16 protein-coding genes and 1 pseudogene are annotated in these 17,977 nt (G+C 63.5%); 9 read left to right on the forward strand and 8 right to left on the reverse strand.

Translation table 11 applies throughout. The features are described from left to right. Positions 1-273 precede the first annotated feature (273 nt). Entirely contained in the window at positions 274-759 is a 486-nt protein-coding gene (locus tag CVV76_RS22755; protein ID WP_233193119.1) for a cupin domain-containing protein, read from the forward strand. A gap of 62 nt (positions 760-821) precedes the next feature. After that, positions 822-959, forward strand: a pseudogene (locus tag CVV76_RS22760) (transposase); the annotation flags it as partial. Positions 960-1,162: 203 nt separating this feature from the next. Here the strand turns inward: CVV76_RS22760 and CVV76_RS22765 are convergent. Continuing rightward, the gene (locus tag CVV76_RS22765) at positions 1,163-1,765 is read right to left on the reverse strand and encodes a TetR/AcrR family transcriptional regulator (RefSeq protein WP_102226983.1); all 603 of its coding nucleotides are present in this window, start codon (positions 1,763-1,765) and stop codon (positions 1,163-1,165) included. A gap of 96 nt (positions 1,766-1,861) precedes the next feature. On the opposite strand from CVV76_RS22765, the gene CVV76_RS22770 reads away from it, so the two are divergent. Beyond that, positions 1,862-3,163 (forward strand): alpha/beta fold hydrolase, encoded by a 1,302-nt coding sequence (locus CVV76_RS22770; protein ID WP_199178687.1) that lies wholly within the window; start codon positions 1,862-1,864, stop codon positions 3,161-3,163. Positions 3,164-3,187: 24 nt separating this feature from the next. Here the strand turns inward: CVV76_RS22770 and CVV76_RS22775 are convergent, their stop codons facing one another. Beyond that, on the reverse strand, positions 3,188-4,159 hold the full coding sequence (locus CVV76_RS22775) for an SDR family NAD(P)-dependent oxidoreductase (RefSeq protein WP_102226985.1): 972 nt from the start codon (positions 4,157-4,159) through the stop codon (positions 3,188-3,190). Positions 4,160-4,228: 69 nt separating this feature from the next. Further along, positions 4,229-5,164: an alpha/beta hydrolase family protein gene (locus CVV76_RS22780; RefSeq protein WP_102226986.1), complete on the reverse strand. Its 936-nt coding sequence runs from the start codon at positions 5,162-5,164 to the stop codon at positions 4,229-4,231. A gap of 136 nt (positions 5,165-5,300) precedes the next feature. Between CVV76_RS22780 and CVV76_RS22785 the strand changes: the two genes are divergently transcribed. Continuing rightward, positions 5,301-5,894, forward strand: a complete 594-nt coding sequence (locus tag CVV76_RS22785) for a TetR/AcrR family transcriptional regulator (protein WP_199178688.1) — start codon at positions 5,301-5,303, stop codon at positions 5,892-5,894. Between the two features lie 96 nt (positions 5,895-5,990). Here the strand turns inward: CVV76_RS22785 and CVV76_RS22790 are convergent, their stop codons facing one another. Beyond that, positions 5,991-6,386, reverse strand: a complete 396-nt coding sequence (locus tag CVV76_RS22790) for a nuclear transport factor 2 family protein (RefSeq protein ID WP_146010364.1) — start codon at positions 6,384-6,386, stop codon at positions 5,991-5,993. Between the two features lie 92 nt (positions 6,387-6,478). Here CVV76_RS22790 and CVV76_RS22795 point away from each other — a divergent pair, with 92 nt between their 5' ends. After that, positions 6,479-7,417, forward strand: a complete 939-nt coding sequence (locus CVV76_RS22795) for a LysR family transcriptional regulator (RefSeq protein WP_102226989.1) — start codon at positions 6,479-6,481, stop codon at positions 7,415-7,417. Positions 7,418-7,808: 391 nt separating this feature from the next. Here CVV76_RS22795 and CVV76_RS22800 read toward each other — a convergent pair whose 3' ends face one another. Further along, entirely contained in the window at positions 7,809-8,399 is a 591-nt protein-coding gene (locus CVV76_RS22800; RefSeq protein ID WP_102226990.1) for a TetR/AcrR family transcriptional regulator, read from the reverse strand. A gap of 94 nt (positions 8,400-8,493) precedes the next feature. Here CVV76_RS22800 and CVV76_RS22805 point away from each other — a divergent pair, with 94 nt between their 5' ends. After that, the gene (locus CVV76_RS22805) at positions 8,494-8,916 is read left to right on the forward strand and encodes a DUF1330 domain-containing protein (protein ID WP_102226991.1); all 423 of its coding nucleotides are present in this window, start codon (positions 8,494-8,496) and stop codon (positions 8,914-8,916) included. Positions 8,917-9,002: 86 nt separating this feature from the next. Then, entirely contained in the window at positions 9,003-9,932 is a 930-nt protein-coding gene (locus CVV76_RS22810) for an alpha/beta hydrolase (protein WP_102226992.1), read from the forward strand. 314 nt (positions 9,933-10,246) lie between these two features. On the opposite strand, the gene CVV76_RS22815 is transcribed toward CVV76_RS22810, so the two are convergent. Then, a complete protein-coding gene (locus CVV76_RS22815; RefSeq protein WP_102226993.1) occupies positions 10,247-11,185 on the reverse strand; it encodes a response regulator transcription factor in 939 nt (312 codons plus the stop codon). Next, positions 11,178-14,867, reverse strand: coding sequence for a hybrid sensor histidine kinase/response regulator (locus tag CVV76_RS22820; RefSeq protein WP_146010365.1), 3,690 nt, complete (start codon positions 14,865-14,867; stop codon positions 11,178-11,180). Before CVV76_RS22820 ends, CVV76_RS22815 begins: the two co-directional genes overlap by 8 nt. A gap of 269 nt (positions 14,868-15,136) precedes the next feature. On the opposite strand from CVV76_RS22820, the gene fmdA reads away from it, so the two are divergent. Continuing rightward, positions 15,137-16,366 (forward strand): formamidase, encoded by a 1,230-nt coding sequence (gene fmdA, locus CVV76_RS22825; protein WP_102226995.1) that lies wholly within the window; start codon positions 15,137-15,139, stop codon positions 16,364-16,366. An 8-nt stretch (positions 16,367-16,374) separates the two neighbouring features. Beyond that, positions 16,375-16,713, forward strand: coding sequence for an FmdB family zinc ribbon protein (locus tag CVV76_RS22830; RefSeq protein WP_102226996.1), 339 nt, complete (start codon positions 16,375-16,377; stop codon positions 16,711-16,713). A gap of 177 nt (positions 16,714-16,890) precedes the next feature. Here the strand turns inward: CVV76_RS22830 and CVV76_RS22835 are convergent, their stop codons facing one another. Continuing rightward, positions 16,891-17,913 carry an aliphatic amidase gene (locus tag CVV76_RS22835; protein WP_102226997.1) on the reverse strand — a complete coding sequence of 341 codons (1,023 nt, stop codon included), beginning with the start codon at positions 17,911-17,913 and terminating at the stop codon, positions 16,891-16,893. Positions 17,914-17,977: the final 64 nt, after the last annotated feature.

A 17,977-nucleotide genomic window follows, 5' to 3' on the forward strand; every position in this document is an offset into this window, starting at 1 on the left:
TATCGACATTCTCGCACGTGGTGTTTGGCGCGACGCACCGCAACCTCCCCTTTGGTCACCCTTTTGCCGGGAGTGTACAGCGCATATTCGCGCAGGATCAATGTGCGTAACATGCTGGGGACATTTCCGCCGAAGCGGCAGACAAGAAGTCGGCTGCGGAAGGGCAGCTTTCTGCTTAGATGCCGTGTAGTCCCGATAGTCCGGTTACGGCCCGAAGCCGACCTTCGCCTTGATCACCGTCACCGCAGTGGAGCTTCCCCATTCGGGACTTTCATGGCGCCGCGCAGCATCGTCCGGGGCCCCAAGGTCAGCAGCGCGGACTTTGTTAGCTTTCACGGCGGTCGGTCCGAAGGCCAGGTTTTGTCTGGCTATACGCCCGGTGACTTTACCCGACCCATATGCGATATGGTCGCCATGGCGATCCAAAACCGCTCAAACGCAGAACACTACAAATGGGGCGACGCTTGCGACGGCTGGCGCTTGCTCGACAACGAAGATCTGAGCGTGATCGAGGAGCGGATGCCACCCGGCACTGCGGAGGTCATGCACCTGCATGATCGCGCAAATCAGGTATTCTATGTTCTTGAAGGCATGTTGACCCTATTGGTCGGCGGTGAAATTGAACGCTTGTCCGCAAGCGACAGTTTGAACGTTCGATCAGGCACGCCGCACCAAGCACGCAACGAGAGCGAGACGGACAGCGTCCGCTTCCTCGTGATCTCCGCTCCGACCACCAAGGGGGATCGGCGTTCCGCTTAAGTGCGCTCTGACAAGACGCCGAAGTGCAACAGTTTCTCGGATGCGATGGGGGCCATGTTACACCCATGCTGCCGGAATTGCTCGATCAGATCCCATCCGAACAGGAGATCGGTAGCGTCACCGCAGACGGCGCCTATGACACGCGCAAGTGCCATGATGCCATTGCGGATCGAGGCGCTGCCGCCGTCATCCCACCCCGCTTCCTTGCGAGCGACGGATCGACAATCGACTACGCTTTACGCTGAGACGGAAACAAGACCTCGCTTGCTCCCCTGCTGCGTCAGGCACCATGAACCTCTGCACAGCTCGTCAACCAAGGCGAGCGATTCGCGTCCTGCCTGAGACCTGCCGTTAGCGAGGCACAGAGATTGCGAAGATCTCACATAGCCAATTTAACCTTACGTCACCCTTCTGAGCCGGCCGCATTCCTGAGCAAGAAACCGAGTCCTCCCGAAACAACGTTCGAAAGCGCTACGAACACCGCCGTCGAACGTTGCAGGCGGGCGATCGTTCGGGCGCCTTCTGCCGACGCTACCACTGCACTCGCGGTTGATGAGGCTTGCGCGTTCGAGAAACCGCAGTCGAGGAAGTGTCCCGCGATGATCTCGGTGGACTCGGTGAAACCGCGGGCGACCCTCGCGGTCAGGTCGGCATCCAGCGAGGGCAGTTCGTTTGCCAGGTTTTGCATCAGGCAGCCATACTGAAAGTCAGAGGCAATCATTTCGGCTGCGAAAGCCCCGAAAAGGTCTCGAACAAAGCCTGCTGCGTCGCCCTTCCTGCGCGATGAGATCTCGCGTAGCACATCCTTTCTGGTGGCGACGTAGTGATCGATCGCCTCTTCCGCGAGCTGCGCCTTGCCACGCGGAAAGTGAAAGTAGAACGACCCTTTGGGTGCACCGCTTTCCTTGAGAATCTCCGTCAATCCGGTCGCGGTATAGCCCTGAATCCGAAACAATCTCTCTGCAGTTGAGATCGCACGGGACCGGGCGTCAGTCTTACCTGCCATGGGTCAATCCTTTCTGACTGCGCACAGCCACATTATGGCGATTGACATACTATGTCGATCACCCTAGTATGGCGATCACCATATCGGAGGCTGACAATGCCTTATGGCAAGACTTCATCCAAGATCTCAAGGCGGACCATGCTGATCACGGCGGCGGCCAGTTCCATTGCCATGTCGTTTCGACCGGCCCGCGCAACCCCTGCAGGAGGACCCGATTTGACCGCGCCAACCTATGTCCCCGGGTCTCTTCCCGACGGGGTCCGTTCCCGCATGATCCAGGGTGTCAACTGCCTCAACGTGCACGTTCTCGAAGCCGGCTACGAGCGCCCCGGCCGGCCGCTCGTCGTGCTTCTGCACGGCTTTCCGGACCTGGCCTATGGCTGGCGCCATGTGATCCCAATCCTGGCCGCGTCCGGATATCACGTCGTGGCCCCCGACTTGCGCGGATATGGTCGCACGACAGGCTGGGTTAATGCCTATGACACCCCGCTGGAACCCTTCAGCCTTCTGAACATGGCGCGTGACACCTTCGGCTTGGTGTCGGCATTGGGCTATCGGCACGTGGCCGCGGTCGTCGGGCATGACATAGGCTCGCCGGTCGCGGCCTATTGTGCACTCACACGGCCGGATGTGTTCTCGTCGGTGGTGCTGATGAGCGCTCCCTTCCCAGGGGTGCCGGCATTTCCGTTTGATACTGCGGAAAGCGTCCCGGCCTCACAGCCCGCAGGAAACGACGGCCAGAAACTTGCCGCAGCCCTGGCAGCACTCCATCCACCGAGGGAGTATTACCAGCAATACCTGAGCTCACGCGCGGCCAACTCGGACATGTGGCATCCGCCACAGGGGCTGCATGCCTTCCTTAGGGCATTCTACTACGTCAAGAGCGCGGACTGGCCGGGAAACAATCCGCATCCGCTGAAGGCTCGAACCGCGCAAGACCTGGCTCAGATGCCGACCTATTACGTCATGGATTTGGGCAAGACGATGCCCGAGACGGTTGCCCCGTTTCACCCGTCGGCCGCCGAGGTGAAGGCCTGCGGTTGGCTCACCGAAGCAGAGCTTGGTGTCTATGTGGAAGAATATGGCCGCACCGGATTTCAGGGCGCCCTGCAGGCCTACCGTGTTCTTTCCGACCCCGGCCTCACCGACGAACTGCGCCTGTTCTCGGGGAGGACGATTGATGTCCCGTCGCTTTTCATCGGCGGCGAAAAGGATTGGGGCAGCTACTCAGCACCGGGAGCCCTCGACCTCATGCAGACTAAGGCCACCACAGGACTGGTCGGCGTGGAGATGATCAGCGGCGCCGGCCACTGGATACAGCAGGAGCAGCCGGTCCGTCTGAGCGAGCACCTGATCGCGTTTATGAAGGAAGCAGGCGCTCGACAGGCTTCTCCATAAGAGCCGCGGTTCACCTCCGGTGTCTTATGATCGAAGCAGCGCCTCGCTGATCTCCCAGAGCTTGCTGGCAGAGACGGGATTGATCGCGTGCGGCGCGACCTCGGCGATGATCTCTTCGGAAGCGGGGTCGAAGCTGCGATCGTCAACGGGGGAGATGTCATTATCCTTCAGATAGACCCCGCCGATGCCGGAGAGAAGTGGGCTGCCTGCCGCGAAGACGATTGTGCTCGCCGCCTGCTGCGTGGTCTTCTTCCCCGACTGAGGATCTATGATCGGGTTTCCCCGCTCATCGACCAGCCCCATCTCCTGCAACACTGTATTTGAGACGCGACCACTCATGCCGGTGCCGACCACGACCCCGGGGTGGACAGCATAGCTGCGGATTTTCTGATCCTTCCATCTCCGATCCAACTCGACGGCAAACAGTACATTGGCGGTTTTCGACTGAGCGTAGCCGACGATCGGTGCGTGGTCGCCCGCAAGGTGCAAGTCGTCCCACTGGATGTCGGAGGCGCGATGGGCACCGGAAGTCACGTTCACCACCCTCGCCCCGCCTGCCGCGCATAAGGCGTCGTGCAGGCCGAGCGTCAATTGGAAGTGGCCAAGATGATTGGTCGCAAACTGTGTGTCATAGCCACGTGTATCGCGAGCAGGCTCTCCCGACGCACCGGCATTATTGACCAGGATATGCAGCGGTTGCCCTGACACGCGCCACCGACGGACAAAGGCATCGATTGATGCAGGATCGATCAGGTCGAGCGGCTCGACCTCGACCCCCCGCAGATGCTCGAGCCGCGCAGCCCCCTTCTCGGCGTCCCGCGCAGCGACCGTCACACGCGCGCCGGCCTTGGCCAGCGCGCGCGTTACCTCAATCCCTATACCGCCATGGCCGCCGGTCACAACTGCGTTGCTGCCTGACAGATCGAGTCCGTCCAGGACATGGTCGGCTGTCGCGTCAGACCCGGATGGCGTTCCGACGGGGATTTGTTTATGCATGCGGCAGCGCTCCTGGAAGAGAGGAACGATGTCTGTCGAAAGACAACATCATGTCGTACAAATCCAGCTTTACTTGCATTCGAGCCTTCCCTCGGAAGCGGATTCAGTTTGCGCGGCGGTGTGCTCCTCGCTCCAGGCTCCATCATCCCCGTTCAGGGCGTGACGCAGGAATGCAGTCGTGACGCGTTGGATAGCGGCAACACGCGTCCGACTGTAGTCGGGTAGTTGCTCGGCTTCATAAGTATGGATACCGCCGAGCGAATGTTCCGCGCCGAACGCTGTGAACAGTGCCTTCCCACCCGGCGCCAGATCGTAGGCTTCACGCCACCATTCCGGGCCGCGGACACTCAACGGGCTCTGATCCTTATCGCCGCCGATTATGAGGGACGGCGTGGTCATGCCGGTAAAATCCGGGTTCATGAAAGGAAAGTAGTCCTTTGCCAATTGCGAAAGGTTTTCGCCTCCCGTGCCTGGAATGCACAGCAAGACGCCCGCCTTCACCCGGTCGTCGGCCATGCTCACGGTGCTGCCGTCTCTCGGGTCCGGATGGGTCGCGCCGAGCAGGGTGCTCGCAGTCTGCGCGCCCCAGGAATGGCCCGCCACCGCGATTTTCGACCGGTCGATACGGCCACGGATGTGCGAAGCCGCCTGCTCGATCTCGTCGAGACGGTCGAGCAACAGCAGCAAGTCTTCCTCCCGGTATCGCCAGAAGTCCGGCGCTCGGGGATCGGTCGGAGCTAGACCGCAGCGCCAGGAATCGAGATGGTCGGGTTGGATCACCGCGAAGCCCTGCGAGGCCCAATAGTCGACAAGAGGAGCATAGGCGCGACAGGATTGCGTGAAACCATGGGAAAACAGGATCACCGGCAGGCCCTCGCCGCGGGCTGGCGCGGTGACACGGAATTCGAAGTCCTTGCCACGCTCAGGGGTAGAAACCGTCATCGGTGCGACGGCCACCACCGGCTGCGCGGAGGATTGGGATGTTTCGGGTTTTTGGGCTTCCATGCTTGCTCCTTTCAACATTGGGCGGTGGGCTTGGCCGCCGTGGACAATGCGGTCTAATCGCCGTATATGGATCAACGATCCGATTGCGAGCGATATGTGGATCAATGATCCATTTGTCAATGGAGAGATGTACGGAATGTCCACAAGCGAGCACGAAGACGCCATGTCCGATGGCACTTCCCGCCCCCTCCGCGCCGACGCGCAGCGTAACGAGGAGGCGATCCTTGAGGCTGCGAAGCGTGTCTTCGCAACAACCGGGGTCGATGCGCCGATCCGGGAAATCGCAAAGGAAGCCGGCGTCGGGCTGGCGACGCTGTACCGCAGATTCCCCAAACGGGCCGATTTGATCGCCGCCATCTATCGCCGCGAGATAGACGCCTGCACCGCTGAGGCCGAGCAACTGAGCCGTGACCTGCCCCCAAGGGAGGCACTACAGGCCTGGCTTATCCGCTATTCGGAGGTGATCGCCACCAAGCGCGGCCTAGCGACAGCACTTCATTCCGGCGACCCTGCCTTTGAAGGCTTACCCGCCTATTTCCGCGACAAGTTTGAGCCGACGCTTCAGGGGTTGCTCGACAGCGCCGCCGCAGCAGGAGCAATGCGCAAGGATATCAAAGCCTATGACCTGTTGCGCGCGATAGGAAACCTTTCGGTGGCCAGCGGCGAAGGTAGTTTGCAGCACGTCCAGCTAATGGTCGGATTACTTATTGATGGATTGCTGCAACCGTAAGGCCTCCGTCGCGGGCCTTTGTTGTGCAATTCGCCCTCTCAGTCGCCGGCCGGGCGCCTGACGGCAAAGCCCGGCCAACGCAAGGGCGACGTCCGCTCAAAGCGGTGCGAGTGTTAGCGGCGTCCCGCCCAGAGCCGCTGCGATCTTCTGCTGCATCAGCACCACAGAGGGCAGCGGACGCCAAGTGATGGTCATGCTGCGGATCAGCCCCTGGGCATCCAGCCGGACGTCATCAACTCCCTCGATCTGCGCCTCCCCCGAGGTGATTTCCAGAAACACGATGACACGCCGATCAAGCTCGACCGTATCGCGGACATGGAATGTTCCCGCCGCGCCGAGCAGGACCTTCAACACTCGGACCGTATCCGCCTTTCCGGAAATCGGATCGACCAGAACCGGGCTTTTCAGAACGACATCCTCCGCCAAATGCGGCGAGAGGGCGTCGCCATCCTTTCGCTCCATCGCGTCGAGAAACTGGGTGACATGAGACATCTGAGGCTCCACTTGCAGAAGTAAGGTTACAAGGAGGTATTCATCCGTCCCCCCATTTGCAGTCGCTCCCGGATCAAGTTACTCTTGATCAAATGTCAACGAATGTAGACTCTCTGTCCATTGCGCAGCTGCGCTGTTTTCTGGCGGTGATCGAGGCAGGGTCCTTCGTCGGCGCGGCCCAGAGGCTGGCCATGACGACCTCTGGCGTCTCACGCACCATGTCACGCCTCGAGGCGGCGCAGGGCGTCAGCCTGCTCCATCGCTCCACGCATTCCGTCTCTCCGACCGAGGCGGGCGAGGTGCTGATCGGGCCTGCCCGCACCGCGCTGGCCGAATTCGCCATCGCAGCGGCCACTTTACGGGATCTTGGAACGCAGTCCGCGGTGGGGCGGGTCAGGATCGGCGCCCCGCCGGCCTTCATTCGCCATTGCCTCGTGCCACAGTTGCCGGCCTTCCATGAGAGCCACCCCAAGATCTTGCTTGATCTCAGGGCCAGCGATGCCCTCGCGGATCTGGCAAGCACAGGCCTCGACCTTGCAATCAGAAGCGGGCCGCTGGATGGACTGCCCGGGCATGTCCGGGTTCAGTGGTTCAGTTTTCCCTGGGTCATCTGTGCCGCGCCGACCTATTTCGACCAGCGGGGCGTGCCCCAATCCCCTGAAGATCTGCGCGTTCACGATCTCATCGGCTTTCGCAATAGCCGCACGGGTGTCGTCGACAGCTGGCGCCTGCGCGACGGCCGCACGATTGACGCGGCACAAGCGTGGAGCCTTGTTATCGATGACGCCGAAACCGCTTTTCAAGCCGCGTTGGCAGGACTGGGGCTCATCTGGGCGCCTTACTGGCTGGTGTCCGAAGCGCTCCGCGATGGCACTGTGACAGAGGTTCTGAAAGACTGGCGCGGCATACCGAGCCCGTTTTCGCTGCTGCGGCGGGATGAATCGATCCTCCCGAAACGCACCGAAATCGTGAAGACGTTTCTGCGCGATCACCCAGCCAAACGCGAGTGGAGCGACTTGGTGGTCCCCTGAGCTGAGGTCGGTATCTTCGGACGGACCCGCACAGGTACCGGTTCTAGCCGCTCAGAGCCGCGATGGACGGAATGACATTGCCAACACCATCTCTATGGCCGGCTCCACCCTGCGGGACACGGCAGTGGTCTACGGGATGGAGCAGTCCGAAAGGGTATGCGAGGAGGTGTTCATGCTTACGCGCCAGCGGACCGCCCCACAGGCCGCAGGCGGAGGTGGCTATCTGCAGCCGGTTGGGCTCATCCGGCTGTCGACTCGTTCCGCTTGAAGTAAGCGCCGGAAACAGTTTTGCACGCCTGTTCGCCACCACCTGTCGGAAGCAAACAGTCTTCCCCAAAACAACAGAAACGACATGCGATGCGCTTCACCCCTTGGGACGAGCCGGCCCCCATCAAAGAGGTGGAGCAAGGACCGTGGCGAACAGCACCCGCTTGAATTGCTCGATCGGCTGAGGAGAGCGATCAACTTTCATCCGCATCATCGCGCCCTCCCAAGCGGCGAGCAGAAATGTCGCGACGTCATCGGCATCAAGGTCAAGGCGTATCTCACCCTGCGCCTGGCCGATCCGCACGACATCAGCGAAAGCATCCGTAAGGGACCGGCACACTTCGATCAGATGGCCCCGCAGCAACTCGCTATGCTCGGGCATTTCAAGGCTCAGGTTTCCGACGAGGCAACCATACCGCCAACCGGCCTCTTCCAACCATCGGGTTATCTCATCGAAATAGGCGCGTATCCGGTCGATCGCAGGCAGGCGCTCGTCGCGCAGAGTTGCGTCCATGAGGGCCTGTGTACGCAGATGATAGCGGTCGAGGACCACGCCCGCGAAGGCTTCCTTGGATCGGAAATGGTTCGTGAAACAGCCTTGCGGAACACCGGCATCGGCGGTGATCTCACGCACGCCGGCGCCAGAATATCCACGCTCGTGCAGCGTCTGCACGCCGGACTCGATGATTTTTTCGCGAAGAGAAAGTCTTGCCATTGCTAATAAATACAGATGTACGTATTGAATGACAATGGCAAATGTGGAGACACCCGATCCGCATCGGGGATCTCCCGCAAAGCGAGGACGCAAGATGACCAGAACTGACTACGAGAACGCTGCGATCGAGACTGCGGCGGAAGCACTGGCGGACGCGGGCCCAGTCTACATGATCAACATGGTGCGCTACCGTGACGATGCAGCCTATGAAGCCACCAGCGATCTCCCCCCCTGCTCGGGCCGCGAGGCCTATTTTCAGCGGTATGCCCCCGCCTTCAACACGGTCGGCCAGGGAGAGGATTTTTCCGTCTTCTGGGTCGGAAACGTCCGTGGCGTTCTGGTTGGACAGGACGGCGAAGCCTGGGACGATATCGTCATTGTTCGTTATGCGAGCTTCGACGTGCTGCGTAAGATTCTTCAGAGCCCAGCCTACGCGGAACAGGCCGCGCCGCATCGGCATGCCGCGCTTGCGGACTGGAAATTCATCGTCACGACACAACCCAATCTGCCGCGGTGAGCGCCGTGAACCTCGCTCAACGTAGCGTCGAGACGCATCGGCACCGGAGCGCGTGGTTAGAAGCGGGACCCGCCGACGGTCCGTTGATGATCTTCCTCCATGGCTGGCCCGAAATCGGGCTGGTCTGGCGCGGTCAGATGGAACATTTTTCCGCTCTTGGCTGGCGCTGTATCGCACCGGACATGCGCGGCTACGGGGACTCATCGAGGCCAGGGTCCACCTCGGCCTATACGGTTCGCGAACTGGTCGCCGACATGGTCGAACTACACGATGCGCTTGGCAGCACCCCGGCGATATGGGTCGGACACGATTGGGGAAGCGCGGTTGCCTGGTCAATGGCCTCGCATCATGCCGGGCGATGCCGGGGCGTCGTCAACTTGTGCGTGCCCTATCTCGCGCGTGGTTTTGCCCTACCGAATCTGGTGCCGCTGGTTGATCGTGACGTATATCCGGAAGCCCGCTTCCCGGTCGGACAATGGGACTATTGGCTATTCTATCGACAGCATTTCTCCCGTGCTTCCCGTGAATTCGAAGTGGATGTCATCGGTACGTTGGCCATGCTTTATCGGAGGGCGCCCACGCGTCAGCCGAGGACCCCTGCCTTTACGGCACATATCCGCCTTCAGGACGGCTGGTTCGGCGCTGCCCACCGTCCGCCGCACACATCGCAGGAGGAAACCTTGCTATCGCAGGAAGATTTCGATCGATTTGCAGCAGCATTTATGAAAACTGGATTCTCTGGCGCCGACGCCTGGTACATGAACGACGAGGCAAACATCGCCTATGCAGCGGAAGCGCCAAACTTCGGCAGACTTTCCGTACCCGCTCTGTTCATCCACGCAACCAACGATTTGGTCTGCGACACAACCGGCAGCCGACTAGCAGAGCCAATGCGAGAGGATTGCGAAAGCCTCAGCGAAATGACGATCGAAGGCGGGCATGAAATCATGCTCGAGCAGCCGGGCAAAGTGAGCAAAGCGATTTCCGACTGGCTTGCTTCTCAACCGTTTTTCTAACCGGGGTCCGCCTTACTCCGAGTCTCTGCCGCTTCAGGTTTGGGCTTCGTCGCTCGTTTACGAACGTGCCCCTTCCACCTCGCAAACGCCCTGCTCTACCCAGTGTCTTATGGCTCGGGCCGTTTCTTCTGGCAGTTCCGGCGGGAACAGATGCTCGTTGATCCTCCACGCCTGCGCCGCCCGGGCAGGACGCCTGCGAAGTGTTTTCTGCAGCTGTACGCGGAAGCCGCGGGTCTTATGGCGAGATCACGACGAGGATTGGAGTTGCGGGCTGCGCTTTGGACGCGAAGACCAAAGGCGGGGGGCCTCATGGCTCAGGCGCGCAGACCCAGGACGCGGACCACCATGGCGGCGGCGGAGGCGCGGTTCTCGACCCCGAGCTTGTTGTAGATCTGCTCAAGATGCTTGTCGACGGTGCGAGAACTGATACCGAGGATATCGCTGATCGAGCGGTTCGACTTGCCCCGGGCAAGCCAGAGCAGCACCTCGGCCTCGCGCGCGGTGACGGCGAGAGCTTCGCGCAGCTGGCCTTCTTCGTCGCCTGGCCCGGCCTCGGTCAGGCGCAGGAGGTATTCGTCGGTGCCGGTGCGGCAAAGGTAGGACAGTTCAACCCGCTGGTCGCCAAGCTGCAGCGCAAGGCCCGCCACCGCGGCGCCGCCCTCGGCGCTGGCACGGCGAAGCCAGGGCGCGATCTCTCCGGCCAGGCCAGCGGCGGGCGGGGTTCCTGTCCCCCCCCTGCCCTCCGCCGCGCCCAGGCCCAGCACCTGCATCACCTGCGGCGTGCTCCAGAGCGCCCTGCCCCGCCCGTCGACTGCCAGAAGCGCCCGCCCCGCCGCGTCGAGCGCAACCCGGGCACTTTGCACCTGTCGCGCATTGGCGAGGTGGGAGTGCATGCGGGCGATCAGCTCCTCGACCACCACCGGCTTGGTCACGTAGTCGATGCCGCCCACCTGAAACCCACGGATCACGTGGTCGGTGTCGCTGAGCCCGGTCATAAAGATCACCGGGATATGAGAGATGGTGGGCAGAGCCTTCAGACGGCGACAGGTCTCGAACCCGTCGGTGCCGGGCATTACCGCGTCGAGAAGGATGATATCCGGGATTACCCGTTCGGTCACCGCCAGCGCACTTTCGCCGTCGAGTGCGACCAGAACCGTCAGGTCGGCTTCGCGCAGCGCCGTCGTCAGGAGGCTGAGCGCCTCCGGGCTGTCATCGACCACCAGAACGGTATCGCGTTGCCTGCCGTCAGCCATGGCCGCGCAACGCCCCTTCCAGAACCGAGGCATAGCGCCTCAGCTCCATGTCTCGGATCAGGGCGCGCAGGACACCGACGAAGGCGGCGCTGTCCGGCTCGGCCGCCTCGATCTCGGTGAGCTTGGCCTCGATCCCCTCGATATAGCCGATCTCGCCCAGCCGCTTGAGGTCGTCAAGGTGCCGAGCGGCGGGCAGGCGCAGGCCCGCGACGCTGCCCGTCATCGCCCCGGCCCGCGCCCGCCCGGGGTTGAGGTGTAGGGGCCGGACCAGCCCCGCGCCACGCGCCGTGTGAGGACGTGCAGGATGGGCGGGGGGCGGCAGCGGCGGGAGGTCGGGCACTGGCGCGCGGCGGCGGTCCCCGGGCACCGACGCCGCACCTTCCGGATCAGCACCGGAAAGACCCACGCCTTGCGCAACGGGGTGGTGCGCAGGCGGCCCGTAGCGCCCGGCGCCGGGCCGGTTTCCCGTGCCCAGTGCATCGCCGGTAAGCCGCCCCCCGTGCAGGGGGGCGGGCGCCTCGAGCCAGCTCAGGTCCAAAAGACTGCCGATACGCTCGATCAACTGGTCGATGTCCAGCGGCTTGGGCAGGAATGCGTCATAAAGGGCGCGGTCGTCGCCACTGTCGAGGTCCTCAGCATTGGCCGAGACCACCACGATCACCAACCCCGAGCCCTCCTCCGCCATGCCGTGATCGGCCCTAAGGCGCCGCATGACCTCCCAGCCCGACATGCCGGGCATCGACAGGTCGAGGAGCACAAGATCGGGCCGGCAGCGCGCCGCCGCCTCGAGGCCCAACGAGCCATTCGAGGCCGAGACCATCTCGAACCCCAAGGGCGAGAGGATGCGGCGGATGAGCACGAGGTATTCGCTGTCGTCGTCGACCACCAGCACCGTGCGCCGCCGGCCACGGTAACCCACCGGGCGCAGCCGGGCCGGCAGCGCGTGGCTGGCCGGAACGAGCGCGGGCAGGAACAGCCGAACGCGAAAGGTGCTGCCCTCGCCCACAGTGCTGCTCAGCGCAATCTCGCCGCCCATGATCTCGGTCAGGAGCTTGGTGATGGTCAGGCCAAGGCCGGTGCCCGGCGAGGCCCCCAGAGGCGCCAGGCGGCCGCGCTCGAAGGGTTCGAAGATCCGGTCGAGATCCTGCGGGTCGATCCCCATACCGGTGTCCTTCACCACGAATTCCGCGACCTGGCTACGGTAGCGCAGCGACAGGGTGACGCCGCCATTCTCGGTGTATTTCAGCGCGTTGGAGACGAGGTTGGACAGGATCTGCCACAGCCGGTTGCCGTCGGCGCGCACCAGCTCTGGGGCGTTGGGCGAACGGTCCACGCGGAATTCCAGCCCCTTTTCCTCGGCATGCATGCGGAAGATGTCGGCGATCTGGTCGAGCAACTCGTGCAGGCGGACCTCTTCCCGCGCGAGCTGGAGGCGCCCGGCCTCGATCTTCGAGAGGTCGAGCAGGCCATCGACCAGATGGGCAAGGTGCTGGGCACTGCGCTTGATCACCCGCGCCGCGTCGCGCTGCGCGGCTCCACCCTCTCGGGTCGTCTCCCCGAGCTGGGTCGCGCCGTCCAGAAGCTGGGCATAGCCGAAGATCGCGTTCAGCGGCGTGCGGATCTCGTGGCTGATGCCCAGCAGGTAGTTGCTCTTGGCGAGGTTGGCGGCCTCGGCTTCCTCCTTGGCCTTGTGCAGCTCGGCATCGGTGATCTTGTGCGCCTCGATCTCCTCGAACAGCATAGTGGTCTGACGTTCGGATTCCTCCTCGGCCACCTGCCGGCTTTCCTGCGCCAAAACCAGAAGCCAAGCCAGCACGCCCGAGATGATCAGCAGCACGAAGAACGCCATCAGCAGCGAATGCGACACCGCGTGGCGCGCGATCTCGGGCGCGTCGCCCTGTTGGGAATCGATTAGCGTGAGCGAGACCGCCAGCACCAGTCCCATCAGCAGCACAGCACCCACGAAACGCGCGATCCGGGGATGGGGATCGCGCGGCACCCAGCGCGGGAGCCAGCGCCGCATCAGTGTCATCAGGCGGCGGCCGAGGGTGGGAAAGAACTCCTCCTCAGGCTTGCACAGGTCGTGGCAGCGCGCGTCCAGCGTGCAGCAGAGCGAGCAGATCGGTCCGTCGTAGGCGGGGCAGAAGCTCATGTCCGCAGGCTCGAACCGGTGGGTGCAGATGCAACACTCCACCTCCTTGCGGTCGGCCCAGCGCAGGTCCGGCGGGCGGGCGACGTAGTAACGCCCGCGGGTGAGCGCCGCGATCGCTGGCGCCGCGGCGAAGGCGGCGACCAAACCGATCAGTGGTGCCATCGACTGCGCCACCGCGCCAAACCAACCCAGAAGCGCAAGGCTCGACAGGATCAGCGAAACCGCCATCGCTCCGATGCCTACCGGGTTGATGTCATAGAGATGGGCTCGGCGGAACTCGGTATAGGCGGGACTGAGGCCGAGTGGCTTCGACACCACGAGGTCGCCCACCAGCGCGCCGATCCAGGCCACCGCGAAGACCGCGTAGAGGCCCAGGATATGGCCAAGCGCCGACAGCACGCTCAGTTCCATCAGCAGGAGCGCGAGGCCGACGTTGAAGATCAGCCAGACCACGCGACCTGGATGACTGTGGGTCAGCCGCGAGAAAAAGTTCGACCAGGCGATAGAGCCGGCATAGGAGTTCGTGACGTTGATCTTGATCTGCGAGACGATGACGAAGATGCCCACCAACGTCAGCGCCGCCTTCGGCGAGCCGGTGAGGGTGAGGAAGGCGACGCGGTAGAGCTCCGTCGGGTTGACCGCACCCGCAGCGCTGAGGCCGTAGCTGAGGTCGAGGATCGCGAGGAAAGAACCGGCAATGACCTTTGCCGCCCCCAGCACGATCCAGCCCGGCCCGGCGGCGACCACCGCAGCCCACCAATGCAAGCGGTGGCCGGGCTCGGGTGGCGGCAGGAAGCGCAGGAAATCGGCCTGCTCACCGATCTGCGCGATGAGCGACAACAACACCGAGGTCGCCGCGCCGAACATCAGCAGATTGGCCCCGCCCGCGGGCGCCCCCGGCGTCGCATCAAAGGCCAGCCAACGCGTCATCACCTGCGGCTGGCTGAGCGCAATATAGGCCAGCGGCACCGCCTGCATCACCAGCCAAAGCGGCAGGGTCCAGAGCTGCAGCCAGCTGATCATACGGATGCCATGGGTCACCACCGGGATCACCACCAGCGCGGACACCAGGTAGCCCAGCGGCATCGGCAGACCCAGCCACAGGTTCAGCGCGGTGGCCATGATCGCCGCCTCGATGGCGAAGAAGATGAAGGTGAAAGAGGCATAGACCAGCGAGGTGATGGTCGACCCAAGGTAGCCGAAGCCCGACCCCCGCGTCAGAAGGTCGATGTCGACCCCGTGGCGCGCGGCGTAATAGGCAATCGGCAGTGCGGTGACGAAGATCACCGCAGCGCTGGCCAGCGTCGCCAGCAGCGCGTTTTCCATGCCGAAGTTCAGCGTGATCGTCGCCCCGATCGCCTCGCAGGCCAGAAAGGAAATCGCGCCTAGCGCCGTGTTGGCGACCCTCAGCGTCGACCAGCGGCGGGCGCCCAGCGCGGTGAAGCGCAGAGCGTAATCCTCCAGCGTCTGGTCGGCCACCCACTGGTTGTAGCGCCGCCGGACCCTCACAATTCTCTGGCGCTTCGTCATCCTGTGTTCGGTCAGCCTGCGGTTGCGGTCTGAAGCTCCCCGGCGGGTCTCACATCTCTCTGAGAACCGGGCCGCCGGCGCCGGGAACGCAGGCGACGCGAAGGGTCTCAGACGCACTCGCATCCCGCCGATGCTGACGCTGGCACGGGCGCCGCGCAGCAAGAATACGCAAAACTCCGTAGGCGCTGTCCGCGATAGGCGTATTTGTGAAGCAGAAAATCCTTCCGATGATGACGCCCTCGCCACTCGACAAAAGGACAGGGAGCGCCATGCCGACCAAGCTAATCGAGATCGATCTCGGGAAATCCCCTTACGACCACGACAATGTCCACAACCGCTGGCACCCGGACATCCCGATGGTCGCGACGGTCAAGCCGGGTGACGATTTCGTCGTCGAATGCTTCGACTGGACCGGCGGCTGGGTGAAGAACGACGAAAGCGCCGACGACGTGCGCGACATCGACCTGACGACCGTACATTACCTCTCCGGCCCGATCGGCGTCGAGGGGGCGGAGCCGGGCGACCTGCTGGTCGTGGACCTTCTGGACATCGGCGCCTTCGAAGAAAGCTCCTGGGGTTTCAACGGCTTCTTCGCCAAGAAGAACGGCGGCGGCTTCCTGACCGAGCATTTCCCGCAGGCACAGAAGTCGATCTGGGATTTCGAGGGGATGTTCACCACCTCGCGGCACATCCCCCGGGTGCGTTTTCCCGGGCTGATCCACCCCGGCCTGATCGGCTGCCTGCCCTCGCGCGAGATGCTGGACACCTGGAACCGTCGCGAGCAGGCGCTGATCGACACCGACCCCACGCGGGTGCCGCCGCTGGCCAACCCGCCCTCGGCCGGGACCGCGCACATGGGCCGGATGAAGGGCGACGCCGCCAAGCAGGCCGCGGCCGAGGGTGCCCGCACCGTGCCGCCGCGCGAACACGGTGGGAATTGCGACATCAAGGACCTGTCGCGCGGCAGCCGGATCTACTTCCCGGTCTACGTGCCGGGCGGCGGCCTCTCGATGGGCGACCTGCACTTCAGCCAAGGCGACGGCGAGATCACATTCTGCGGCGCGATCGAGATGGCCGGCTGGATCCACCTGCGCGTCAACGTGATCAAGAACGGCATGACGAAATACGCCATCCGCAACCCGATCTTCAAACCCAGTCCGATCGCGCCCAATTTCAACGACTACCTGATCTTCGAGGGGATCTCGGTCGACGAGGACGGCGGGCAGCATTACCTCGACGTGCAGGTCGCCTATCGCCAGGCCTGCCTGAACGCGATCGAGTATCTCAAGAAGTTCGGCTATTCCGGCGCGCAGGCCTATTCGATCCTCGGCACAGCGCCGGTACAGGGCCATATCAGCGGCGTGGTCGACATCCCCAACGCCTGCGCCACGCTCTACCTGCCGACCGAGATCTTCGATTTCGACATCATGCCGTCGAACGCGGGGCCCACCAAGATGATCACCGGCGGGGCGGATGTGCTGCTCTCGCCCGACCTGTGAGGCGCACCATGCCGGTCTACGATTACCGCTGCGCCGATTGCGGCCCCTTCACCCTACTGAGTCCGATGGCCGAGGCGAGCGCGGCACAGAGCTGCCCGGCCTGCGGCGCCCAAGCGCCCCGCGCGATCCTGACGGCGCCGCGGCTGGCGACAATGCCGGGGGCCACCCGCCGTGCGCACGAGACCAACGAGAAGAGCCGGCACGCCCCCGGCTTCACCTCGACCAAGGGGCATGTCCACGGCCCGGGCTGCGGCTGCGGCGGCCCGGGCAAGCCCGCGGCGGCGAACGGCGCGCCGCCTCCAGCAAAGGGCTTCCCGTCGAAGCGTCCGTGGATGATCTCGCACTGAGCGTCGCGCGGCGCCGTCCGCCGGAGGGCCGGGCCATCCCCGAGGGGGCGGTCCGGCCCTTTTCCTTCGCCGCGCTCTGCAAGCCGCCTCTGCCAGCCGCCTCGGGCATTGGGGCGGCGCAGCGAAAAGGGGGCGCTCTACCGCACGCCCCCCGCTCTGCCTTTCCGGTGCCGAAACCTATTCCGCGGGCAGCCCCTCGATCGGGCATTCAGGCGTGCCCACCGTGGGCCGTGTCAGCGCCTCGACCCGCTTGCGCGTGCCCTCCGGGTCCTCGACCCACTGGCGATAGAAATCATAGGGGCACTCGGCCTTGCCCTGCTCGTTCTCGCGTGAATTGATCATGCCCGTGTAGCCCCGGTGCAGAAGCTTGAAGAGATGATTTTCCGACTGCATGTTGCGCCGGGCGTCGCGGATCAGGTGCTTGGACAGCTGGGCGTACTGGATGCCCATCTCCTCCTCGCCGCATTCTCCGAGGGTACGGCCGTCGAAGCCCACGATGGCGGAGTGGCCGAAGTAGGAATAGACCCCGTCGAAACCCGCCGCATTGGCCACGGCGACATAGGAATTGTTGGCCCAGGCCATCGCCTTCGCCATCAGCACCTGCTGGTCCTTGGCCGGGTACATGTAGCCCTGGCAGCGCACGATCAGCTCGGCCCCCTTCATCGCGCAGTCGCGCCAGATCTCGGGGTAATTGCCGTCGTCGCAGATGATCAGGCTGACCTTCATTCCCTTCGGCCCGTCCGAGACATAGGTGCAGTTGCCGGGATACCAGCCCTCGATCGGGGTCCAGGGCATGATCTTGCGATACTTCTGCACGATCTCGCCCTTGTCGTTCATCAGGATCAGCGTGTTGTAGGGCGCCTTGTTGGGATGCTCCTCGTGGCGCTCTCCGGTCAGCGAGAAGATCCCCCAGACGCCGGCATCGCGGCAGGCGGCGGCGAAGATATCGGTCTCCTCGCCCGGCACCTGCGAGGCAGTCTCGTACATCTCGGCCGCGTCGTACATGATGCCGTGGCTGGAATATTCGGGAAAGATCACCAGGTCCATGCCCGGCAGGCCGCGCTTCATGCCGCGCACCATCTCGCCGATCGCGCGGCAGTTCTCGAGCACCTCGGCGCGGGTGTGCAGCCGCGGCATCTTGTAGTTCACGACGGCCACGCCGACGGTGTCGTCGCTGCTCGAAATATCTCCGTGAATCATGATGTTCCTCGTTTGGAAGAATGGCTGGAGCGGGGCGCCCGGCCGTCAGGGTCCGGCGCCCCGC

This window comes from Acidimangrovimonas sediminis (assembly GCF_002871005.1).
GTDB lineage: Bacteria > Pseudomonadota > Alphaproteobacteria > Rhodobacterales > Rhodobacteraceae > Acidimangrovimonas > Acidimangrovimonas sediminis.

Coding starts and splice junctions, on each gene's coding strand:
- CVV76_RS22795 (WP_102226989.1), top strand. CDS start 6,479: ATGTCAACGAATGTAGACTCTCTGTCCATTGCGCAGCTGCGCTGTTTT.
- CVV76_RS22780 (WP_102226986.1), bottom strand. CDS start 5,164: ATGGAAGCCCAAAAACCCGAAACATCCCAATCCTCCGCGCAGCCGGTG.
- CVV76_RS22805 (WP_102226991.1), top strand. CDS start 8,494: ATGACCAGAACTGACTACGAGAACGCTGCGATCGAGACTGCGGCGGAA.
- CVV76_RS22810 (WP_102226992.1), top strand. CDS start 9,003: ATGATCTTCCTCCATGGCTGGCCCGAAATCGGGCTGGTCTGGCGCGGT.
- CVV76_RS22820 (WP_146010365.1), bottom strand. CDS start 14,867: ATGACGAAGCGCCAGAGAATTGTGAGGGTCCGGCGGCGCTACAACCAG.
- CVV76_RS22790 (WP_146010364.1), bottom strand. CDS start 6,386: ATGTCTCATGTCACCCAGTTTCTCGACGCGATGGAGCGAAAGGATGGC.
- CVV76_RS22770 (WP_199178687.1), top strand. CDS start 1,862: ATGCCTTATGGCAAGACTTCATCCAAGATCTCAAGGCGGACCATGCTG.
- CVV76_RS22835 (WP_102226997.1), bottom strand. CDS start 17,913: ATGATTCACGGAGATATTTCGAGCAGCGACGACACCGTCGGCGTGGCC.
- fmdA (WP_102226995.1), top strand. CDS start 15,137: ATGCCGACCAAGCTAATCGAGATCGATCTCGGGAAATCCCCTTACGAC.
- CVV76_RS22775 (WP_102226985.1), bottom strand. CDS start 4,159: ATGCATAAACAAATCCCCGTCGGAACGCCATCCGGGTCTGACGCGACA.
- CVV76_RS22800 (WP_102226990.1), bottom strand. CDS start 8,399: ATGGCAAGACTTTCTCTTCGCGAAAAAATCATCGAGTCCGGCGTGCAG.
- CVV76_RS22830 (WP_102226996.1), top strand. CDS start 16,375: ATGCCGGTCTACGATTACCGCTGCGCCGATTGCGGCCCCTTCACCCTA.
- CVV76_RS22785 (WP_199178688.1), top strand. CDS start 5,301: ATGTCCACAAGCGAGCACGAAGACGCCATGTCCGATGGCACTTCCCGC.
- CVV76_RS22815 (WP_102226993.1), bottom strand. CDS start 11,185: ATGGCTGACGGCAGGCAACGCGATACCGTTCTGGTGGTCGATGACAGC.
- CVV76_RS22755 (WP_233193119.1), top strand. CDS start 274: ATGGCGCCGCGCAGCATCGTCCGGGGCCCCAAGGTCAGCAGCGCGGAC.
- CVV76_RS22765 (WP_102226983.1), bottom strand. CDS start 1,765: ATGGCAGGTAAGACTGACGCCCGGTCCCGTGCGATCTCAACTGCAGAG.